Annotated in this window: 21 protein-coding genes; 4 read left to right on the top strand and 17 right to left on the bottom strand. The window is 73.0% G+C overall.

Annotated elements, in window-relative coordinates; all coding sequences use genetic code 11:
* From ACIPM1_RS29625 to ACIPM1_RS29550, 16 genes are all read right to left on the bottom strand, one after another.
* Positions 1-293: flavodoxin-dependent (E)-4-hydroxy-3-methylbut-2-enyl-diphosphate synthase (locus ACIPM1_RS29625; RefSeq protein WP_402439758.1), on the bottom strand; the 293-nt coding region annotated here is incomplete at its 3' end.
* A gap of 4 nt (positions 294-297) precedes the next feature.
* On the bottom strand, positions 298-1,320 hold the full coding sequence (gene hpnH, locus ACIPM1_RS29620) for an adenosyl-hopene transferase HpnH (protein WP_402439756.1): 1,023 nt from the start codon (positions 1,318-1,320) through the stop codon (positions 298-300).
* Between the two features lie 5 nt (positions 1,321-1,325).
* A complete protein-coding gene (locus ACIPM1_RS29615; protein ID WP_402439754.1) occupies positions 1,326-2,015 on the bottom strand; it encodes a 1-hydroxy-2-methyl-2-butenyl 4-diphosphate reductase in 690 nt (229 codons plus the stop codon).
* Positions 2,015-4,024 carry a squalene--hopene cyclase gene (gene shc, locus ACIPM1_RS29610; RefSeq protein ID WP_402439752.1) on the bottom strand — a complete coding sequence of 670 codons (2,010 nt, stop codon included), beginning with the start codon at positions 4,022-4,024 and terminating at the stop codon, positions 2,015-2,017. Before shc ends, ACIPM1_RS29615 begins: the two co-directional genes overlap by 1 nt.
* A 119-nt stretch (positions 4,025-4,143) precedes the next feature.
* On the bottom strand, positions 4,144-5,208 hold the full coding sequence (locus ACIPM1_RS29605; protein ID WP_356194012.1) for a polyprenyl synthetase family protein: 1,065 nt from the start codon (positions 5,206-5,208) through the stop codon (positions 4,144-4,146).
* A gap of 71 nt (positions 5,209-5,279) precedes the next feature.
* On the bottom strand, positions 5,280-6,707 hold the full coding sequence (gene hpnE / locus ACIPM1_RS29600; protein WP_402439750.1) for a hydroxysqualene dehydroxylase HpnE: 1,428 nt from the start codon (positions 6,705-6,707) through the stop codon (positions 5,280-5,282).
* Positions 6,704-6,844: a DUF6380 family protein gene (locus ACIPM1_RS29595; RefSeq protein ID WP_402439748.1), complete on the bottom strand. Its 141-nt coding sequence runs from the start codon at positions 6,842-6,844 to the stop codon at positions 6,704-6,706. The genes hpnE and ACIPM1_RS29595 overlap by 4 nt, the downstream gene beginning before the upstream one ends.
* A complete protein-coding gene (gene hpnD / locus ACIPM1_RS29590; RefSeq protein ID WP_402439746.1) occupies positions 6,844-7,794 on the bottom strand; it encodes a presqualene diphosphate synthase HpnD in 951 nt (316 codons plus the stop codon). The genes ACIPM1_RS29595 and hpnD overlap by 1 nt, the downstream gene beginning before the upstream one ends.
* Positions 7,791-8,687, bottom strand: coding sequence for a squalene synthase HpnC (hpnC, locus tag ACIPM1_RS29585; RefSeq protein ID WP_402439744.1), 897 nt, complete (start codon positions 8,685-8,687; stop codon positions 7,791-7,793). The genes hpnD and hpnC overlap by 4 nt, the downstream gene beginning before the upstream one ends.
* A gap of 358 nt (positions 8,688-9,045) precedes the next feature.
* Complete coding sequence (locus ACIPM1_RS29580; RefSeq protein ID WP_392196499.1) at positions 9,046-9,837, bottom strand: ABC transporter ATP-binding protein; 792 nt, start codon at positions 9,835-9,837, stop codon at positions 9,046-9,048.
* Positions 9,830-10,759: an ABC transporter permease gene (locus tag ACIPM1_RS29575; RefSeq protein WP_356193977.1), complete on the bottom strand. Its 930-nt coding sequence runs from the start codon at positions 10,757-10,759 to the stop codon at positions 9,830-9,832. The genes ACIPM1_RS29580 and ACIPM1_RS29575 overlap by 8 nt, the downstream gene beginning before the upstream one ends.
* A 93-nt stretch (positions 10,760-10,852) precedes the next feature.
* Positions 10,853-11,746: a glycosyltransferase family 2 protein gene (locus ACIPM1_RS29570; RefSeq protein WP_402439741.1), complete on the bottom strand. Its 894-nt coding sequence runs from the start codon at positions 11,744-11,746 to the stop codon at positions 10,853-10,855.
* On the bottom strand, positions 11,743-12,522 hold the full coding sequence (locus ACIPM1_RS29565; RefSeq protein ID WP_402439739.1) for a CDP-alcohol phosphatidyltransferase family protein: 780 nt from the start codon (positions 12,520-12,522) through the stop codon (positions 11,743-11,745). The genes ACIPM1_RS29570 and ACIPM1_RS29565 overlap by 4 nt, the downstream gene beginning before the upstream one ends.
* On the bottom strand, positions 12,500-13,561 hold the full coding sequence (locus tag ACIPM1_RS29560; RefSeq protein ID WP_402439737.1) for an iron-containing alcohol dehydrogenase family protein: 1,062 nt from the start codon (positions 13,559-13,561) through the stop codon (positions 12,500-12,502). The genes ACIPM1_RS29565 and ACIPM1_RS29560 overlap by 23 nt, the downstream gene beginning before the upstream one ends.
* On the bottom strand, positions 13,549-14,301 hold the full coding sequence (locus tag ACIPM1_RS29555) for a sugar phosphate nucleotidyltransferase (RefSeq protein WP_402439735.1): 753 nt from the start codon (positions 14,299-14,301) through the stop codon (positions 13,549-13,551). Before ACIPM1_RS29555 ends, ACIPM1_RS29560 begins: the two co-directional genes overlap by 13 nt.
* Entirely contained in the window at positions 14,298-16,106 is a 1,809-nt protein-coding gene (locus tag ACIPM1_RS29550) for a DUF5941 domain-containing protein (protein ID WP_402439734.1), read from the bottom strand. Before ACIPM1_RS29550 ends, ACIPM1_RS29555 begins: the two co-directional genes overlap by 4 nt.
* Positions 16,107-16,594: 488 nt before the next feature.
* Here ACIPM1_RS29550 and galE point away from each other — a divergent pair, with 488 nt between their 5' ends.
* The 3 genes from galE to idi all read left to right on the top strand — a co-directional run bounded on the left by galE (position 16,595) and on the right by idi (position 19,437).
* Positions 16,595-17,566, top strand: a complete 972-nt coding sequence (galE, locus tag ACIPM1_RS29545) for a UDP-glucose 4-epimerase GalE (protein WP_402439733.1) — start codon at positions 16,595-16,597, stop codon at positions 17,564-17,566.
* Between the two features lie 164 nt (positions 17,567-17,730).
* The gene (locus tag ACIPM1_RS29540) at positions 17,731-18,669 is read left to right on the top strand and encodes a cation diffusion facilitator family transporter (RefSeq protein WP_356193990.1); all 939 of its coding nucleotides are present in this window, start codon (positions 17,731-17,733) and stop codon (positions 18,667-18,669) included.
* 174 nt (positions 18,670-18,843) lie between these two features.
* The gene (idi, locus tag ACIPM1_RS29535; RefSeq protein WP_402439732.1) at positions 18,844-19,437 is read left to right on the top strand and encodes an isopentenyl-diphosphate Delta-isomerase; all 594 of its coding nucleotides are present in this window, start codon (positions 18,844-18,846) and stop codon (positions 19,435-19,437) included.
* A 9-nt stretch (positions 19,438-19,446) separates the two neighbouring features.
* Here the strand turns inward: idi and ACIPM1_RS29530 are convergent, their stop codons facing one another.
* A complete protein-coding gene (locus ACIPM1_RS29530) occupies positions 19,447-19,986 on the bottom strand; it encodes an ATP-binding protein (protein WP_402439731.1) in 540 nt (179 codons plus the stop codon).
* 312 nt (positions 19,987-20,298) lie between these two features.
* On the opposite strand from ACIPM1_RS29530, the gene ACIPM1_RS29525 reads away from it, so the two are divergent.
* On the top strand, positions 20,299-21,054 hold the full coding sequence (locus ACIPM1_RS29525) for an enoyl-CoA hydratase/isomerase family protein (RefSeq protein ID WP_402439730.1): 756 nt from the start codon (positions 20,299-20,301) through the stop codon (positions 21,052-21,054).
* Positions 21,055-21,126: the final 72 nt, after the last annotated feature.

Here is a 21,126-nt window from a genome sequence, read left to right as displayed (position 1 = left end):
TGAATGTCCGCGATCACCGGGATCTGCGACTTCCGCGCGATCGTCGCCAACGCGTCCGCGTCGTCCTGCGTCGGACACGCCACCCGCACGATCTGACACCCCGACGCCGTCAGCTCCGCGATCTGCTGCAACGTCGCACCGATGTCCGACGTACGCGTCGTCGTCATCGACTGCACCGACACCGGGGCCCCGCCCCCGACCGGTACCGACCCGACGTCGATCCGCCGCGACACGCGCCGCTCGGCGATCGGCCGGCCCGGTACCTCGGGAACGCCCAGGGAAACGGCGGTCACGGCGTCACTCGCGGTTTCCGGAGACGGTCTCGCGCAGGGCGCGCAGGGACTCCTTGAGGGAGCCCATGGTGGCCAGCACGGCGGTGGGCTCGTACCCGCAGTGCGCCATGCAGTTGGCGCAGCGCGGGTCCTTGCCGCGGCCGTACTTGTCCCAGTCGGTGTCCTCCACCAGTTCGCGGTAGGTGGGGACGTAGCCGTCGCTCATCAGGTAGCAGGGGCGCTGCCAGCCGAAGAGGGAGTAGTTCGGGATCGCCCACGCGGTGCACGGGAAGTCCACCCGGCCCTCGAGGAAGTCGAGGAACAGCGGGGAGTGGTTGAGCCGCCAGCGGCGCCGGTTGCCGCCCGCGAAGGCCTTCCTGAACAGCTCGCGGGTCTGCTCGACGCCCAGGAAGTGCTCCTGGTCGGGGGCCTTCTCGTAGGCGTAGGCGGGCGAGATCATCATCTCGTCGACCTTCAGGTCGTCGTTGAGGTAGTTGAGGACCTCGACGACGGTCTGCGGGGTGTCGGTGTTGAAGAAGGTCGAGTTGGTGGTCACCCGGAAGCCGCGCCGCTTGGCCTCCTTGATGGCCTCGACCGCCTCGTCGAACACGCCCTCCTTGGCCACCGACTCGTCGTGCCGCTCACGCAGTCCGTCGATGTGCACGGCGAAGGCGAAGTAGGGGGAGGGCGTGAACCGGTCCATCTTCTTGCGCAGCAGCATCGCGTTGGTGCACAGGAAGACGTACTTGCGCCTGGCCGTCAACTGGCGGACGATCTCGTCGATCTGAGGGTGCATCAGCGGTTCCCCGCCCGCGATGGACACCATCGGCGCGCCGGACTCCAGCACCGCTCCCACGGCCTGCGCGACCGGCATCCGCTGCTTGAGCACGCCGGCCGGGTGCTGGATCTTGCCGCAGCCCTCGCACTTCAGGTTGCAGGCGAAGAGGGGTTCGAGCTCCACGATGAGCGGAAACTTGTCCCGCCTGCGCAGCTTCTGTTCGGCCAGGTATGTAGCGACCTTGATGGACTGACGCAGCGGCATGGCCATCTGGCTCACCTCCGGGGGAGCAACACACTACGGTGCCATTCGAAGAAAGTCGGCAGGACGGAACGAAGAACACGGAAAGCTGATATTCCACCGCGCACCGTGCCGATCCGGACGAGTTCATGTTCTGGAGCGTCCACGACCACCCGGACGGCCGCAACCGGGCGGGCGCCCTCGCGCACCGCGCCCAGGAGCGTGGCCGCGGACTCCATGTCGACCGCGATCGCGCCGGTGGCCCGCAGGCCGGAGCGTTCCGGACCGCGGACCACGTGGTCGGAGCCGGTGACCGGCCCGGTGTGGACGCTGCGCCCGGGCAGGGAGCGCGCGAGTTCCCCGACGAGCAGCTCGGTGCCCACGCACCGCACGGTTCCGCGCGGGTCCCGGGTCTCCTCGGCGACCACGAGGTCACCGGGGTGCATCCCGGGCGCGAGTCCGGCGCAGAAGCCCGTGGCGAGCACGGCGGCCCCGGCGAGCGTGGGGTCGGCGAGGAGCCGGGTGACGGAGCGTTCCGCCGCCTTCGGCCCCATGCCGGTGCGCAGCACGGTGACGGGCCCGCCGGCGGCCCAGTGGCCCGCTTCGGCCCCGGGGCGTCCGAGGCCCCTGCGCCCCGCACCGCGGCCGCCCGTGCGCAGGGCGAGGCGCTCGATGCCGAGCGCACAGGCGATCAGCAGCGGTCTCGGGGCGGGCCGGGCGTCCATCAGCCCCCCTCGGCCCCGGCGCGGGCCTTGGCGGCGAAGGGCTCGCCGTGGACGTACCGGCCGAGCGCTGTCAGCGGGAAGACCTGCCGGTAGAGGTGGTAGTTGATCGAGAAGTCCCAGGGGAAGCCGGTGCCGGTGAAGTACGGCTCGTCCCAGGAGCCGTCCTCCCGCTGGGTGGCGGCGAGCCACGCGACGCCGGACTCGACGGCCTTGGACTCCTTCTCCCCCGCCGCCAGCAGGGCGAGCAGCGCCCAGGCGGTCTGCGAGGCGGTGGAGGCGCCCCGGCCGCTCCACCCCTTGGCGTCCCGGTAGGAGCGCAGGTCCTCGCCCCAGCCGCCGTCGTCGTTCTGCACCGACTCCAGCCAGGTCACCGCGCGGCGGATCGCCGGGTGCGCGCCGGGCAGCCCGGCGGCGACCAGTGCGGGCACCACCGACCCGGTGCCGTAGACGTAGTTGACGCCCCAGCGCCCGAACCACGAGCCGTCCGGCTCCTGTTCGGCCAGCAGCCACCGGATGCCCCGCCGGGTGCGGGGGTCGTGGGAGAGGCCCTCCACCGCGAGCATCTCGACGACGTGGGCCGTGACGTCGGCCGAGGGCGGGTCGATGACCTCGCCGAAGTCGCAGAACGGCAACCGGTTGGGGAAGGGGCTGGTGTTGTCGACGTCGAAGGCGCCCCAGGCGCCGTTCTTCGACTGCATGCCGAGGTTCCAGCGCACTCCGCGGGCCACTGCCTTGTCGACCCGTTCCGGGTCGTGGTGGCGGACCCGGCGCAGGGCGAGGACGACCTCGGCGGTGTCGTCGGTGTCGGGGTAGTTGTCGTTGTGGAACTCGAACGCCCAGCCGCCGGGCGGCAGTCCGGGGCGGCGCACCGACCAGTCGCCGGGCCGCACGACCTGCTCGCCGAGCATCCAGTCGGCGGCCTTCACCAGTTGCGGGTGGTCCGCGGGGACGCCGGCGTCGGCGAGCGCGATGGTGGCCAGGCAGGTGTCCCACACCGGCGACTGGCAGGCCTCGATCATCCGGGCGCCGTCCGGGCGCCGGACGGCGAAACGGTCCAGCGACCGAAGGCCCGCGCGCATCACCGGGTGGTTGAGGTCGTAGCCCAGCAGGTGCAGCGCGATGATCGAGTACACGGCCGGCGGCTGGATGCCGCCCCAGCAGCCGTCGTTCTCCTGGCGCTCGATGATCCAGCGGGCCGCGGTGTTCATCGCGGCCCTGCGCAGCCGCTTCGGCGCGACCTTGCGCAGCGCGTGCAGCGCCTTGTCCAGACGCTGGAAGGCGCCGTCCCAACTCGCCGCAGGGGCGAAGGGCCTGGGCGGGTTGGGGCGGTCGGGGTCGGTGTGCAGCTCGTCCAGCGGGAAGGGGGCGGGCCGCACCGGCCGCTTGGCGGAGACGACGGTGAGCGGGACGATGGTCTGCCGGGCCCAGCAGCCGAAGTCGTAGATGTTGAGCGGGACCCAGGTCGGGAAGTAGAGGAGCTCCGGCGGGAGTTCGGGCAGGTCCTCCCACTTCCACCAGCCGAACAGGGCCAGCCAGATCCGGGTGAAGACGCGGGCGGCCGCGATGCCGCCCTGCGCGCGGATCCAGGCCGAGGCCCTGGCCATGTGGGGGTCGCCGGGCGCGTCGCCGGCCAGGCGGAGGGCGACGTAGGCCTCGATGGTCGTGGACAGCTCGCCGGGGCCGCCGAAGAAGGTGGCCCAGGTGCCGTCCTCGCGCTGCTCGCCGCGGATGAAGAGGGCGGCGGACCGGGTCGTCTCCTCGTCGAGGATGCCCAGGAACTGACGCAGCAGCAGGTCCTCGGCGTCCATCGTGACGTTGGTCTCGAGGTCGCCCTTCCACCAGCCTTCCGCGTCCTGCCGGGAGAGCAGGAAGTCGGTGGCGCGCCGGACCGCGCGTTCGGCGGCTTGTGCTGCCCCGGCCGCCACGGGTGTGGTGAGTACGGTTTCGCTGGCCGCGGCAGCGCGGGGCGGGAGAGTGGCCCCGGTACTTCCGTCGGTCGTCGCTGTCATGGCTTCCCCTTCGTGCAGTCGTGCGAGTCGTGCTGCTGTGGGTCCGCCGTCGGCCGGTGCCCGCAAACCTCCTGCGGCACCGGCCGGCGACTACGCGAGGCTGGTTCGACCGATAACGATCATCTCTTTCGTACGACGACGAAGTCGGCGAGCGCCGTGAAGGAGGCCCGGACCGGCTCGGGCATGTCGACGGCGTCGAGGGCTTCGATGGCGGTGGTGTGCTGGCGGCGCGCCTCCTCGGCCGTCCACGCACGGCCGCCCGCCTCCTCGATGAGGGCGGCGCGGGCCGCGAACTCCTCCTCCGAGAAGTTCTCGAAGTCGCTGCTCTTGGCGTCGGCGGCGAGCATCTCACCGAGCCGCTCCGAGGCCGATCCGCCCGCCGCGAGGGCGGCCACGACCGGCAGCGACTTCTTGCGCTGGCGCAGATCGCTCCAGGTCTGCTTTCCGGTGGCCTCCGGGTCGCCCCAGATGCCGAGGAGGTCGTCGACGGCCTGGAAGGCCAGGCCGAGGTGGTAGCCGTACTTCTCCAGCGCGTCGGCGGTCGCGTCGTCCGCGCCGCCGAGCACCGCGCCGATGGAGCTGGCGCAGGCGAGCAGGGCGCCGGTCTTGTTGCCCTCCATCTCCAGGCACTCCTCGACGCTGACGCGGTCGCGGTGCTCGTAGGAGATGTCCTGCGCCTGACCGTCGATCAGGGCGCGGCTGGCGGTGGTCAGGCGGCGGGTGGCCCGGCCTGCCTCGACGGTGCCGAGTTCCAGGAGGACCTCGTTGGCCAGGGCGAAGAGTGCGTCGCCGACCAGAATGGCCTGAGCCGGGCCGTGCACCTTCCAGACCGTGTCGCGGTGCCGGCGCTGCTCGTCGCCGTCCATCAGGTCGTCGTGCAGCAGCGAGAAGTTGTGGACCAGCTCGACGGCGACCGCGCCGGGGATCCCGGTCTCCGGCGCGGCCCCGGTGACCTCGGCGGAGAGCACGGCCAGGGCCGGGCGGACGGCCTTGCCGCCGTCGCCGTGGGCCGGCCTGCCGTGGGCGTCGATCCAGCCGAAGTGGTAGGCGGCCACCGTGTCCATGGGGGGTGCCAGGCGGTCGACCGCCGCCCGCAGAACCGGCGTGGCCAGGGTCCGGCCGCGCTCCAGCAGCGCGGTCACGTCCGCCGCGGTCCTCCGAGCGGGCGTCGAGGCCGGGGGCACAGTGGGCACAGTGTCTCTCCTTGTTGCGGTGCCGGGGATGCGGGGGCCTGCCGCGCCGTGCTGGTCGAGCATCACGCCGCCTCCTCCAGAGCGAAGAGGCGGCTCGGGCGGGGCCGGCCGAGGGCGCGCAGCGCGGCCTCCGCCGCGCTCACGCCGCTGCGGACCGCACCCTCCATGGTCGCGGGCCACCCTGTGGCGGTCCACGCTCCGGCCAGGTACAGGCCGGGTGCCTTGGTGCGGGCGCCGGGCCTGAGACGGCCGACGCCGGGGGTCGGGGCGAACGTCGCCGTGCGCTCCCTGGTGACGAAGAAGTCCTCGACCTCCGCGCCGCGCGCGCGGGGCAGCAGCCGCCGCAGCTCGGGCAGGTAGCGCTCCCTCAGCTCGGCTACGGGGGCGTCGATCTCGTCCTGGGCCGCCGACTGGGAGACGGCCAGGTACTGACCCCGCTTCAGGCCGGAGGCCTCCGTGCGGTCGAAGACCCACTGCACCGGGGTGCCGAGGGCGGCGAAGAACGGGCGGGCGAGCACCTTGCGGTCGTAGACGACGTGGACGTTGAGGATGGGCGCGGTGCCGATGCGCAGCAGCCGCTCGGGCGCGTCGAGGGCGCCGGGCGGCAGCAGTCCGTGCGCCTCGCGCTGCGGCACGGCGAGCACGACCGCGTCGGCCCGCAGCGTCTCGCCGGGAACCCGGACGCTCCAGCCGCCGTTCTCGTGGGGGGAGAGGGAGGTGACGCGCGTGCGGAGTTCGGTGCGCACGCCCGCGGAGTCGAGCGCCTTGCGGGCCAGCCCGTCGTGCAGTTCTCCCAGCGGGACGCGGGCCCAGCCGATGTCGGCCGCGCCCGGGTCGGACAGCAGACCGGTCTTGAACACCATCGCGGCGAGCCCGAGCGAGGTGTCGCGCGCGACCGCGTTGAGGGTGGCGACCCCGACCAGGTCCCACAGGGCCTCGACGGCCCGCGCCGACTGGCCGTGCGCGGTCAGCCAGCCGCCGAAGTCCTGGGCGTCCAGGGCCGGATCGGTGAGGTCGAGCGCCTTGAGCGCGAGGGCGGCCCGGCCGACCCGGGCGCGCTCGGCGAGCGAGAGGTGGGGGTAGGCGGCGAGGCTGCGTCCCAGGTGCAGGGGTACGGGCAGCGGGTCGCGCCGCAGCCGGCCGAGCCGTCGCCCCTCGGGTCGGGTGGCGTCGAGGACGGGCACGTCGAGCCGGTCCTGCAGCGGGGCGAGCGCGCAGGCGTCGATCCGGCCGAGGAACCAGCGGTAGGCGGTGCAGCAGCGCAGGTACACGTGCTGGCCGTTGTCGACGGTCAGGTCGCCGCGCCGGAAGGAGAAGGCGAGGCCGCCGAGACGCGGCCGCCCCTCGATCAGCGTCACGCGCACTCCCGCGTCGGCGAGCGCGAGCGCGGCGGTGATGCCGGCGAGCCCTCCGCCGACCACGACGGCGTGCCGCGCGGCGGCACGCGCGGTGCCGTCCAGCGGCTGGTCGGGCCGGGTGCCGTCGGTCATCGCGCCCCCTCCCCCGTGCGTCCGCCGTGGCGGCGCGGTGCCCCACGGCCGGTCGTCGCCCTCAGGGACGCCGCGTGGCGGCGGAGGGTTGCGCGCCGCTTCTCGGCGGTGGAGCCGCCCGGGAGGGAACGGTCCATCAGACGCGCCTCCTGACGGTCTGCCGGGACACGTGCCGGGTGTCCAGGCCGGACAGGCCGCGCACGGCGACGTACGCCTTCTCCCGGCCCGGCAGCGAGACCCGGCCGCGCAGCACGGCCTGCGGCTCGCGCTCGATGCGGTCGAGCAGACGGCGGTAGATCCCGGCCATGGCGGCGACGCACGCGCCGCTGCGCCGGTCCAGCAGGGGCAGCAGCCGGTAGCCCTCGGCGAACAGGGCGCGGGCGCGGCGCACCTCGAAGTGGACCAGACCCGCGAAGTCGGAGCCCTCCGGCGGGATCGGCCCGCGGAACCCGGCCGAGCAGCCGAACTTGGCGAGGTCGTCGGCGGGCAGATAGGTGCGGCCGCCCGCGGCGTCCTCGCGGACGTCCCGGAGGATGTTGGTCAGCTGCAGCGCGAGGCCGAGCGTGTCGGCGTACTCGGGGGCGCGCTCCGCGCTGCGCGCGCCCGGCTCGGTGCCGAACACGCCGAGCGAGAGCCGTCCGATGGCCCCGGCCACGCAGCGGCAGTAGGCCTTCAGGTCGTCCCAGGTCTCGTACGTCTCACCGCGGACGTCCATGAGGACGCCGTCGATGAGTTCGTCCAGGCCGCCGAGCGGGATCGGGAAGGTCCGGGCGGCATGGGCGAGGGCCACCGCGACGGGGTCGGTGTCGTCGTCCTCGACCCCGCCCTCGCGGATCCGGCCGAGCAGGGCCCGGGTGTCCTCCAACCGGGCGATCTTGACGTCGTCCGTCAGCTCGCCGTCGCCGATGTCGTCGACGCGCCGGGAGAACGCGTACAGCGCGGACATGGCGCGCCGCTTGGAGGTCGGCAGCAGCCGGATGCCGTAGGCGAAGTTGCGGGCCTGCTGACCGGTGACGGCCTCGCAGTAGCTGTAGGCGGCGAGTACCGGTGCGGACACCAGCGGCGGAGCTTCCACGGCCCGGATCACCCCTCTCCTCGCAGGGTCACGCCCACCTCGCGCAGCAACTGGAGCTTGCCGGGCTTGGGCGGGCCGGGAAGTACGTCGTACCGGGCGGCGGCGATCGCCCGGAGGGCCGCCCTTCCGCCCGCGACGAACCCCGCGAGCAGCAGCTTCAGCCTGCCGTGGACGCTGCCCACCAGGGGGTCGCCCTCATTCAGCAGGACGCGGGCGCGTTCCGCCTCGTACGCGACCAGGGCGCGCACCGACGCGCCGGCGGTGGGGGCGGCGAGATCGTCCTCCCGCACGTGGAAGCGCTTCAGGTCGGCGGCGGGGAGGTAGACCCGGTCGCGGCCGAGGTCCTCCGCGACGTCCTGGAGGTGCTCGACGATCTGCAGGGCGGTGCAGACCGCGTCGGAGCGGCGGATCCGCTCGGGGGTCGAGGTGCCGGTGACGGCGAGCACGAGGCGGCCCACGGGGTTGGCGGACAGCGCGCAGTAGGCCAGGAGGTCGTCGTAGGTCTCGTACCGCGTGACGAGCTGGTCCTGGCGGTTGGCCGCGATCAGGCCGAGGAAGGGCTCGGGGGTCAGCGCGTGGCGGCGGACGGTGGGCTGGAGCCGGCGCAGCAGCGGGTGGCGCGGCGCGCCGTCGAACACGCGGCGCAGGTCGTCCTCGAAGGCGTCCAGAAGGATCAGGCGGTCTTCCGCCTCCCCGCGCGACACGCCGAGCAGCCGGGCGTCGGCCCCGCCGGGAGCCAGGTCGCCGTCGCCGATGTCGTCGACGAGGCGGGCGAAGCCGTAGACCGCCATGAGGTCGGCGCGCCAGGCTCGGGGCAGGAAGAACGGGGCCACGGGGAAGTTCTCGCCCGCGGCCTTGTCCAGCGTGGCGCGCCCGGGGTCGCGCGCCGCGGTGGTTCCCGTCACCGCGCGCTGCCCGGGGCGGGGACGGCACGGCTTGCGCTGAGCTGGGGAGTTTCCGTAGCCATTGCCGTCACATCTCCCGTTCTACACTGCCGATCCGATACACACTATTTCGGACACGCCGCCGGACCCCCCGCGGGGCTGCCCCGAGGGGGGTGTCGCGCATTATCGCCCCATGTGCCGCTTTCGGGGACCGGTACAGCTTACGTTGTACAACGTGGTGTGTTCCGCAAGGGTGTCCCGCACATCACAACAACACACCGATCGGTGTCAAGATTCCGCGCCCTGGCCCGAGTTGACGTTTCCTTTGCAGACGCCGGGCCCCGCCGGAGCAGTTCCGGCGGGGCCCACGGTGTCCGGGTCACTTGCCGGTGAACTTCTCGTACTCCTTGAGCACCTCTTCGGTGGGGCCGTCCATGCGCAGCTCACCGCGCTCCAGCCACAGCACCCGGTCGCAGGTGTCGCGGATCGACTTGTTGTTGTGGCTGACCAGGAAGACGGTGCCGGCCTCCTTGCGCAGCTCCCGGATCCGCTCCTCGGACCGCTTCTGGAACTTGCGGTCACCGGTGGCCAGCGCCTCGTCGATCATGAGGACGTCGTGGTCCTTGGCGGCGGCGATGGAGAAGCGCAGCCGGGCCGCCATGCCGGAGGAGTACGTCCGCATCGGCAGCGTGATGAAGTCGCCCTTCTCGTTGATGCCGGAGAAGTCGACGATCTCCTGGTAGCGCGACTTGATCTCCTCGCGGGACATGCCCATGGCGAGACCGCCGAGGATGACGTTGCGCTCACCGGTCAGGTCGTTCATCAGGGCCGCGTTCACGCCCAGGAGCGAGGGCTGGCCGTCGGTGTAGACCTTGCCCTTCTCGGCGGGCAGCAGGCCGGCGATGGCGCGCAGCAGCGTGGACTTGCCGGAGCCGTTGGAGCCGATCAGGCCGATGGCCTCGCCGCGGTAGGCGACGAAGGAGACGCCCTTGACGGCGTGCACCTTGCGCACGCCGCGCTCCTCGCCGCGCTTGAGGATGCGGCTGAGCGCGGCGGTGGCGCTGCCCTTGCCCGTCTTGGCGCCGTTGACGCGGTAGACGATGTGCAGTTCGTCCGCGATGACGGTGGGAATCCGCTCCCCGTCGACGCGGGCGGCGTTCTGCTCAGCCACGGCCGTACCTCTCCTCCGCCTTCCAGAAGTAGACGAACCCGCCGGCGAAGACGACGACGGCCCAGAACAGGGCGACGGCCCACACGTGCGGCGGCAGGTGCGAGGCGCCGTACCCGTCGATCAGCGCGAACCGCATCAGATCCATGTAGACCGCGGCGGGGTTCACCTGCATCAGACGGATGAACCACTCCGGCCGCCCGGCGAGCATCCCGCTGATGGAGAACATCACCCCGGACGCGTACATCCAGGTACGCAGAAGGAACGGCATGAGCTGGGCCAGGTCGGGGGTCTTGGCGCCCATCCGGGCGACGATCAGCGCGAGGCCCGTGTTGAACAGGAACTGCAGTGCCAGCACCGGCACGATCAGCAGCCAGGACAGACCCGGGTAGCTGCCGAAGCCGATGGCCACCACGAACAGCACGACCATCGAGAACAGCAGCTGCTGGAGCTGCTGCAGCGCGAAGGAGACCGGCAGGGAGGCGCGCGGGAAGTGCAGCGCCCGCACCAGGCCCAGGTTGCCGGAGATGGCCCGCACCCCCGCCATCACCGAGCTCTGCGTGAAGGTGAACACGAACACGCCGGTGACCAGGAAGGGGATGTACGTCTCGGGCGTCATGCCCCGGCTGGCGCGCAGGATCACGCCGAAGATGAAGTAGTAAACGGCCGCGTTCAGCAGCGGGGTCGCCACCTGCCAGAGCTGGCCGAGCTTGGCCTGGCTGTACTGGGCGGTCAGCTTCGCCTGGGAGAAGGCGAGGATGAAGTGGCGGCGGCCCCAGAGCTGGCGGACGTACTCCGTCAGCGGGGGCCGGGCGCCGCTGACGGTCAGCCCGTGCCTGGCGGCGAGCCGCGCCGCCGTGAGGCCCTCGTCGGGCGACGGCGCCGCGTCGACCGCGACGCCGCCGTCGTGCGTTGTCTCACTCACAACCGGATACTTTCGTCTTCGAAGATGCGCCGCCTGTGCGGGCAGCGCGAGCGCGGGCCGGGTGGTGGCCCGGCACCCACGGGATCGAGCTTTTCAGATGACCGGAGGCCGGCCCAGCCGGGTCAGCCGCCACACCGTAATCCACTTCATGGGCCGGCGCGGACCGCACGGTGTGGTCCAGCCTTCCCGGAAACCGCCGAACCAGGCCTTCAGCGCCGGCCGGGAGGGGCGGCGGAGCAGGGTCAGCAGCATCCAGACCCCGAGGTAGACCGGGACCAGCGGCGCGGGCAGGTTGCGGCGGGCCAGCCAGACCCGGTTGCGGGCGACCATGCGGTGGTAGACCGCGTGCCGCGAGGGCGCGGTCGTGGGGTGGTACAGCACCATGTCGGACCGGTAGTCGATCATCCAGCCCGCGTCGAGGGCCCGCCATGCCAGATCGGTTTCCTCGTGCGCGTAGAAGAATTCGTCCGGCAGCGCGCCCACTTCCGCGAAGACCTGGGTGCGGACGGCGTTGGCGCCGCCGAGGAAGGTGGTGACCCGGGAGGAGCGCATCGGGTCGGCGGCGCGCAGCCGCGGCACGTGGCGGCGCTGGGTGACGCCGGTCTCCGGGTCGGCGATGCGGAAGCTGATGATGCCGAGTCCCGGATCGTCCGTGAAGGCCCGGCGGCACAGCTCGGCGGTGTCGTGGTGGGCGAGGAGGCCGTCGTCGTCGAGGAAGAGCAGGATGTCGACGTCCCGGCCGCTCGGGCCGAAGGCCTCGATGCCGACGTTGCGCCCGCCGGGGATGCCGAGGTTCTCCGGCAGCTCGATCGTGCGGACGCCCTCGGGGACGTCGGGGACGGGCGAGCCGTTGCCGACCACGACCACCTCGACCCGGCCGCCGTCCTGCTTGGCGACCGAGTCGAGCAGGGCGCGCAGCTCGTCGGGGCGGTTGCCCATGGTGATGACGACCGCGCCGACCTTGAGCTCGCTGCCCACGGCGCTCATCGCAACCTGCTGGAGGCGAGGACGGACACCAGGTGCAGCAGGGTCTGCAGCAGCGCGATCCCGGCGAGTACGGCGGTGCCGAGCCGGGTGAAGAACAGGTCGCCCCTGGCCGCGTCGGCGATCGCCAAAACCAGGATCAGCAGGGACGCCTCGATGCCGAGGATGAGGCGGTGGAACTTCAGCGCCGCGGCGGCCCGGCGGGCGAGCGCCATGCCGGAGGAGCGCGGCTCGGAGGCGGCCTCCTTGACCGGCGGCAGGCCGCCCTGGTGCCGGGCGACGCCGACCAGGTCGGTCTCGGCCTTGATCAGGATCGCGCCGAGGGCGGCGAGGGTCCCGAGGAAGGCCCACAGCCAGTCGATCCGCCCGCTGCCCCACAGGTCGGCGGCGCGCAGGCCCAGCCCGACCAGGACGGCGGCGTCGCACAGGTAGGCGCCGACCCGGTCGAGGTAGACCCCGCCGAGCGAGAACTGCTGCTTCCAGCGCGCTATCTCGCCGTCGACGCAGTCCAGCAGCAGGTACAGCTGCACCATGACCACGCCGAGCACGGCGCCCGGAATCCCCGGCACCAGCAGGGCCGGGCACGCCAGGACGCCGCAGAGGGTCATCAGGTACGTGAGCTGGTTGGGCGTGATCCTGGTGTTGACCAGGTAGCGGTCGACCCGCAGGGACACCTCACGCATGTAGAGGCGTCCCATCCAGTGCTCACCGCTGCGCCGGTCCTTGACCCCCGCGGGGTGGACGACCGGACGGAGTTCAGCTACCGATGGCCTTGACATAGTCGGCGTAGATGTCCTTGATCTGGTTCGTCTTGAGGGCGAGGTGTTCGAGGATCGTGTAGCGGCCGGGCCGGGTCTCCGGGGCGAACTCCACGGCGCGGACGAACTCGTCCACGGTGAAGCCGATCTCCTCCGGCAGCACCGGCAGTCCGTGCCGGCGCAGCACCCCGGCCATGAACGCCGACTGCTCGTGGGCCCCGCGCAGGTACATCGCGAAGGCCGCGCCCAGTCCGCACTGCTCGCCGTGGCTCGCGGCGCGCTGGGGGAACAGCAGGTCGAAGGCGTGGTTGATCTCGTGGCACGCCCCCGACGAGGGCCGGGAGTCGCCCGAGACCGACATGGCGATCCCGCTGAGCACCAGCGCCTCGGCGAGCACCTGGAGGAAGTCGTTGTCGCCGATGCCGCCCGGGTGCCGCAGCACGGCCTCGCCCGCCTGGCGGGCCATGGCCGCGGCCAGTCCGTCGACCTTCTCGCCGTTGACGCGGTGGGACAGCTCCCAGTCCGCGACGGCGGAGATGTTGGACACGGCGTCGCCGATGCCGGAGCGGACGAAGCGCGCGGGCGCCTCGCGGATCACGTCCAGGTCGATGACGACGGCGATCGGGTTGGGCACACCGTAGGAGCCGCGGCCCGCATCGTTGTCGAGGGTCGCGACCGGGGAGCACAGGCCGTCGTGCGCGAGGTTCGTCGGCACCGCGACCAGGGGCAGGCCGACGCGCGCGGCGGCGAACTTGGCGCAGTCGATGATCTTGCCGCCACCCAGGCCCACGACCGCGTCGAAGTGGCCGGACTTCATCTCGTCGGCCAGCCGGATCGCGTCGTCGAGGGTGCCGCCGCCGACCTCGTACCAGGTGGCGCCGGGAAGGGTGGGGGTGACCCGGTCGCGCAGCCGCGCGCCGGAGCCGTTGCTGACGGCGACGGCGAGCCGGCCGGAGTGCGAGATGCGCTCGTCGGCGAGCACGCCGCCCAGGTCGTCGAGGGCACCCGGGCGGATGTCCACGACGACCGGCGACGGGATGAGCCGGGTCAGTAGTGGCACGCGATCTCCCGTCCCCGGGCGAGGTCGTCGTGGTTGTCGATCTCGACCCAGCTGACGTCGCCGATCGGCGCCACGTCGATCCGGAAGCCGCGGTTGACCAGCTCCTGGTAGCCGTGCTCGTAGAACTGCTGCGGGTCGGTCTCCCACACGGCGCGCAGCGCGTCGGCGAGCTCCGGGGCGGCGTCACCCTCGATGAGGGTGACGCCGATGTACTCGCCGGTGGCCTCGGCCGGGTCCATCAGCTTGGTGATCCTCGTCATGCCCTTGTCGGGGTCGACGACGACCTTCATCTCCTCGTCGGCCAGGTTCTTCACCGTGTCCAGGGCGAGGATGATCTTCTTGTCGCCGCCGCGGGCGGCCAGCAGCGTCCGCTCGACGGAGACCGGGTGGACGGTGTCGCCGTTGGCGAGGATCACGCCGTCCTTGAGGGCGTCACGGCCGCACCACAGGGAGTACGCGTTGTTCCACTCCTCGGCCTTGTCGTTGTCGATCAGGGTGAGCTTCAGGCCGTACTTCCGCTCCAGGGCCGCCTTGCGCTCGTAGACGGCCTCCTTGCGGTAGCCGACGATGACCGCGGCCTCGGTCAGGCCGATCTCGGCGAAGTTGCCGAGGGTGAGGTCGAGGACCGTCGGCTCGCCCTCCACTCCCGCCGGCCCCACCGGCACCAGCGCCTTCGGCAGGGTGTCGGTGTAGGGGCGCAGACGCCGTCCGGCGCCGGCCGCCAGCACGAGGCCGATCATGCGGGTTCTCCTTCGTCGTGTACGGCGGGCGCCCCTGCGGACACCCAGAAGCGGATGCTCTCGGCGAGCACCAGCAGGGCGACGACCACGGCGAGGACCGTGAGCGCGACGGTGAACTGCGACGCGGTGAGCAGCGCCGCCAGCACGGTGACGAGCAGCGTCCGTCCTTCGTGCCCCCCGACGGCGCGCACCAGCCAGGCCGGCGGCGCTCCGGCGTCGCCGCGGATGCGGTACACCGTGTCGTAGTGATGGTAGGCGACCGCGGCCACCAGGCCGAAAGCCGCCGGAAGCGCTCCGTTCACCCCGGCCTTGGCGGCCAGGGCGAGGACGGTGCCGTACTCGGCGGCCCGGAACAGCGGTGGGACGAGCCAGTCGAGGGCGCCCTTGAGGGGGCGGGCGACGGCGAGTGCGGAGGTGACCGCGTACGCGAGGGCGGCGAGGGCCGCCCAGGGGCCGCCGAAGCCGGTCAGCGCGGCGGTGGCCACGACGGCGAGCGAGCCGAGCAGGGCGAGGGCCGGGGCGGCGGCGCCGGGCAGCCGGCCCGCGACGGTGCGCAGGGCGCCCGCGAGGACCTGGGCGAGGGGGCCGCTGTCCGCGAGGTCGGCCAGCGCCCCGGCCGCGCGGTCGGTGCGCGTCGCCTTGCGGGTCACCGAGCGCAGCACACGGCCCGCGGTGGTGTAGGCGGCCGCGAAGGCGCAGCCGGCGAGCAGCGCGTAGAAGGTGATGCGGGGCGTGGTGGCCGCCGTGAGGAGGGCGATCATCGCCCAGCGCTCGCCGATCGGCAGGACGATCATCCGGCGTACCCAGACCGTCCAGCCGACGCTGTCGAGCTTGTCGGAGAGGGCCGCGGTGGGGCTGGTGTTGGCGGTGGCGTCGTGGTTGGCCTCGTTGAAGGAGAAGTCGACCACGTGCCGGCAGGTCTGCAGGACCATCGCGCCGAGCGCGAGGGCCCAGACGTCGTCTCCGCCGCGGGCGGCGCCGAGCGCGAGGCCGGCGTAGTAGGCGTACTCCTTGGCCCGGTCGAAGGTGGCGTCCAGCCAGGCGCCGAGGGTGGAGTACTGGAGCGAGTAGCGGGCGAGCTGGCCGTCGGTGCAGTCCAGCACGAACGAGGCGATGAGCAGCACGCCGGCCGCGACGAAGCCACCGCGGGTGCCGGTGGCCGCGCAGCCGGCTGCTATCAGGGCCGTGAGCAGGGAGGCGGTGGTGACCTGGTTGGGGGTCAGGCCGCGCCGGGCGCACCAGCGGGCGAGGTAGCGCGAGTACGGGCTGATGCAGAAGGTGGTGAAGAAGCCGTCGCGGGCCTTCACGGCCGACTTCAGGCGTACGGCCTCGTCGTCGACGGAGGCGACGGCCTGCCGTGCCTCGTTGCGGCCCTGCGGGTCGGTGGGCACGGCGGCGACGAGGCTGCCGAGCTCGGGGCGGTGCACGGCGGAGCCCTCGGCGTCGAGGGCGGCGACGATGCGGTCCGCGAGGCTGTCCACGGCCAGTGCGGTGCCGCCGCCGGCGGAGTTCTCACGGGCCATCGCCCGGGTCAGGGCCTGGCGGCCGGCCGGGCGGGCGGTGACGGCGCCGGGCACGGCGGCGAGGTCGAAGCGGGGGTCGGTCAGGCCCAGGCGCAGGGCGTGCGGATGGCCGACGAAGCGGGCGTCGACGACGGCGACCCGCTGGTCGCCGGGGACCTGGGCCAGCTGCGTCTCGGCGTCGGAGGCGTCGGAGGCGATCCGCACGTCGAAGCCGAGGGACCGCAGATCGTTCTCGATCGACGATCCGGGAACCGGCTGACCGGTGAGGATGGCGGTCGACAACCGAAGTCACTCCCTGGGGGCCGACGCGTCCGCGCCGGTCATGTGCATGGTGGGGGGCGCCGTATGCCTGTGGCACCCGGGCGGCATGTCGGCAGAGGCTATCGGATGCGGGGAAGACCGTGTTCACCGCCCGTTCACGGGACGATCAACGCGGTCCGCTGCGGCCTGCGCCGCGATCATCATCGGTGATGCGGGGGGCCCGCCACAAACCGCGGGGGCGGGGACGGGCATCCGCGACGGGGGTGAGGGGTGCCGGGGAGAGCGGGCGCCTGGGAGAGCGGGGCGCCCGGGAGGCCGGGGGCCAGGACGCCGGGCGTACGACAGCGGACGGGGCGGCCGGCATCACGGCGGGGGCCCGAAGTCACGGTCGGTGCTCGATGTCATGGCGGGTGCCCGAAGTCACGGCGGGGGCCCGAAGTCACGGCGGGCGTCGGTGTCACGGCGGGTGTCGGGTGTCGCGGTGGGCGGCCCGCATAGGGTGGGGCGGCATGACGTGGCTGATCACCGGCGGGGCCGGGTACATCGGGGCACATGTGGCGCGGGTCATGGCCGGGGCCGGGAAGCGTGTGGTCGCGCTCGACGACCTGTCGGCGGGGCGGGCGGCGCGGCTGCCCGAGGAGGTGCCGCTGGTCCGGGGCTCCTCGCTCGACACGGAGCTGCTCGAGCGGGTGCTGGCCGAGCACGAGGTGACCGGGGTGGTGCACCTCGCCGCGCGCAAGCAGGTCGCCGAGTCCGTGGCGCAGCCGACCCGCTACTACCAGGAGAACGTGGGCGGTCTCGCCACGCTGCTGGACGCGATGGCCGGGGCCGGGGTCCGGCGCCTGCTGTTCTCCTCCTCGGCGGCCGTCTACGGCAACCCGGAGGTGGACCTCATCACCGAGGACACCCCGTGCGCCCCGGTGAACCCCTACGGCGAGACCAAGCTGGCCGGGGAGTGGCTGGTCCGGGCGGCGGGGCGGGCGCACGGCATCGCCACGGTGTGCCTGCGGTACTTCAACGTCGCCGGCGCGGCCGCCCCGGAGCTGGCCGACACCGGGGTCTTCAACATCGTCCCGATGGTCTTCGACCGTCTCACGCGCGACGAGGCCCCGCGGGTCTTCGGCGACGACTACCCGACGCCGGACGGCACCTGCGTGCGCGACTACATCCACGTCGCCGACCTTGCGGACGCCCACCTGGCGGCGGCCCGCCGCCTGGCCGGGACGGACGGCGGCGGTGACCTGACCCTGAACATCGGCCGCGGTGAGGGCGTGTCGGTCCGGGAGCTGATCTCGGTCGTCGGCGAGGTCACCGGCGACCGGCGGCCGCCCCTCGTCGAGGCCCGCCGTCCGGGGGACGCGCCGCGCGCCGTCGCCTCCGCGGAGCGGGCCGCCGCCGAGCTGGGCTGGCGGGCCCGGCGCGGCGTGGCCGAGATGGTCTCCTCGGCCTGGCAGGGCTGGCAGTCGCACCACGGCGGCTGACCGCGCCGCCACCCGGCCCCACCGCCCGATCAGCGGTTCGTTCAGGCAGGTCAGGCCGGGTACCGGGGCACATGACAACGGTGTTCAGTGCCGCGTTGCCCGGTGGCCGCCGCCCGTAGTTGACTGTGGTCCCGGAACGCGTCTTGAGGAGGGCGGAAGGTCAGATGGGGGCCGGTCACGACCACGGGCACGCGCACGGCGCGGCGGCCACCGGGACGGCGGCGGCAGCGCACCGCGGCACGCTGCGCGTCGCGCTGTCGATCACGCTCGCCGTGATGGTGGTGGAGATCATCGGCGGCGTGGCCGCGGACTCGCTCGCGCTCGTCGCGGACGCGGCCCACATGGCGACCGACGCCGTCGGCCTCGGCATGGCCCTGCTCGCCATCCACTTCGCCAACCGCCCGCCGAGCGGCAACCGCACCTTCGGCTACGCCCGCGCCGAGATCCTCGCCGCGCTCGCCAACTGCCTGCTCCTGCTCGGCGTCGGCGGCTACGTGCTCTACGAGGCCGTCCAGCGCTTCGTCACCCCGGCCGACACCCGGGGCGGCCTGATGATCGTCTTCGGGCTGATCGGCCTGGTCGCGAACTCCGTCTCGCTGACGCTGCTGATGCGCGGCCAGAAGGAGAGCCTGAACGTGCGCGGCGCCTTCCTGGAGGTGGCCGCGGACGCCCTCGGCTCGCTGGCGGTGATGATCTCGGCGGCGGTGATCCTGCTCACCGGCTGGCGGGCCGCCGACCCGATCGCCTCGCTGCTGATCGGCGTGATGATCGTGCCGCGCACCGTCAAGCTGCTGCGCGAGACCCTGGACGTCCTGCTGGAGGCCGCGCCCAAGGACGTCGACATGGCCGAGGTGCGGGCGCACATCCTGGCCCTGGACGGGGTGGAGGACGTCCACGACCTGCACGCGTGGACGATCACCTCCGGGATGCCGGTGCTCTCCGCGCACGTCGTGGTGAGCACGGACGTGCTCAACGCCATCGGGCACGAGAAGATGCTGCACGAGCTCCAGGGCTGCCTCGGCGACCACTTCGACGTGGAGCACTGCACCTTCCAGCTGGAACCGGGCGGACACGCGGAGCACGAGGCACGCCTGTGCCACTGAGGTGTGTCCGCGCGGCCGAGGCGCGGCTGGGCCACTGAGTAGCTGCTGTGCAACCGAGGCGCGCCCGGCCGCGGACCCCGGCCCGGCGCGGACATGCGAGAGTGCCGGGAAGCGCCGGGAGTGCCGCTTTCGTACGGCAGACTTGGGGTTCGAGGACCGATGTGAAGGATGGGTATGTCGATCACACCTGCCACCGAGACGCACAGCTCGCCGAGCGGCACCACGGAAGCGATCCTGCTGGAACTGGTCGACGAGCACGGCGTGACGATCGGCACCGCGGAGAAGCTCGCCGCCCATCAGCCGCCGGGACAGCTGCACCGCGCCTTCTCCGTGTTCCTCTTCGACGAGCGCGGCCGGCTGCTGCTGCAGCGGCGGGCGCTCGGCAAGTACCACTCCCCCGGTGTGTGGTCCAACACCTGCTGCGGCCACCCCTACCCCGGTGAGGCGCCCTTCGCGGCGGCGGCCCGGCGGACGTACGAGGAGCTCGGGATCTCCCCCTCGCTGCTCGCCGAGGCGGGCACGGTCCGCTACAACCACCCGGACCCGGACTCGGGCCTGGTGGAGCAGGAGTACAACCACCTGTTCGTGGGTCTGGCGCAGTCCGCGCCGCGGCCGGACGAGGCGGAGGTCGGCGCGACGGCGTTCGTGACGCCCGCCGAGCTCGCGGAGCGGCACGCCCGGGACACCTTCTCCGCCTGGTTCATGACCGTGCTGGACGCGGCCCGCCCCGCGATCAGGGAGCTGACGGGTCCGTCGGCCGGCTGGTGAGACGGTACGTCACCGCGCGGGCTTGAGCGGCAGGGCGGCCCAGATCACCTTGCCGCCGCTCGTCGTGTGCTCCATGTCGCAGACCCCGCCCGCCTCCCGGGCGATCTCCCGGACCAGCAGCAGCCCGCGCCCGCCGGTCCGGCCGTGGTCGGCCTCCAGAGCGGTCGGGCGGTAGGGGTGGTTGTCCTCCACGGACACCCGCACCCACTCGGCGCCGACGGCGACCTCCACCGCGAGCATCGGCGACAGCAGCGCCGCGTGCCGTACGGCGTTGGTGACCAGCTCGGAGACGATCAGCAGCAGCCCGTACACGAGGTCGTCCGAGACGGGCACCCCCTGACGCAGCAGCAGGTCCCGCACCGCGTGCCGGGCCTGCGGGACCGAGGCGTCGACGGCGGGTGCGGTGAACCGCCAGACACCCTCGTACGGCGCCGGATCCGGCGGCCTCTCCTGCGGGGGAAGCCCCGCGCCGCCCGCTGGGCGCGGGCCGAAGCCCTGCCCGTGGTCGCCCGTCGTCGGGTCGCCACCCTCGCGCTCGATTGTCGCCACACGTCGAGTGTTGGCAACGCACGCGTCCCACCTGAGGGACTGAGCACAAGTCAGCTGGTTTGAAGCGCTTTCTGACCGGCTGGGTATGACACGGCCACGTGTGGGACCGCTCCTGTCGCCCTCCGCGCCGCGTTCGCGAACTCTTCGGTTTGTACGGGCGGCCCGAGGGCGCCCGGGTCCGCGCCTCCGCGGGCGGCGCCGCGCCCGCCGAAACGGTCGCGTTCGGGCCGAGCCGGTCGCCCGGCGACGTGTCGTACCTCTCCCCGGGCCCTTCTTGATCGAACGGCCGGGCCGGCGGATAGCATCCGGCGCATGGAGCCGCAGCTGCAGCACGAGGTCACCGACGGCGTCGCCACGGTCGTCGTCGACCACCCGGCCAAGCGCAACGCCATGACGGCGGCGATGTGGCGGGCGCTGCCGCCGCTGCTGACGGGCCTCGCGGCCGATCCGGGCGTGCGGGCCCTGGTGCTGACCGGGGCCGGCGGGACGTTCTGCGCGGGCGCCGACATCTCCACGCTGCGCGGCTCGCCCGAGGAGGCGCAGCGCCTCGCGGTGCTGGCCGAGGAGGCGCTCGCGGCCTTCCCGAAGCCGACGCTGGCCGCGGTGCGCGGGCACTGCGTGGGAGGCGGCGCGCAGCTCGCGGCCGCCTGCGACCTGCGGTTCGCGGAGGCGGGGTCACTGTTCGGGGTGACCCCGGCGAAGCTGGGTATCGTCTACCCGGCCTCCTCCACCCGGCGGCTGGTCTCCCTGGTCGGCCCGGCCACCGCCAAGTACCTGCTCTTCTCCGGCGAGCTGATCGACGCGGAGCGGGCGCTGCGCACCGGGCTCGTCGACGAGGTGCTCCCCGAGGGCGAACTCGGCGCGCGGGTCACGGAGTTCACCCGCATCCTGGCCGCCCGCTCGCAGCTGACCCAGGCCGCGGCGAAGGAGTTCGCGAACGGCCGCACGGACCGTGACGCCCACTGGACCGCCCAGTCCCGCGACGGCGCCGACACCGCGGAGGGTGTCGCCGCGTTCCTGGAGCGCAGGCGCCCGGTCTTCACCTGGACCGTTCCCGCGTCGGACTGAGACGGCCGCGCCCCGCCGAGGCACGCCCTGAGCCCCGGCTGCCGGTCCCGCCTGCCACAATTGCGGCGCAAC

Origin of the sequence: Streptomyces sp. NPDC086766 (assembly GCF_044746005.1) — a bacterium.
Lineage (GTDB): Bacteria > Actinomycetota > Actinomycetes > Streptomycetales > Streptomycetaceae > Streptomyces.
Note: the sequence above shows the minus strand (reverse complement) of the source record. Positions and strands in the feature narration are given on the sequence as shown.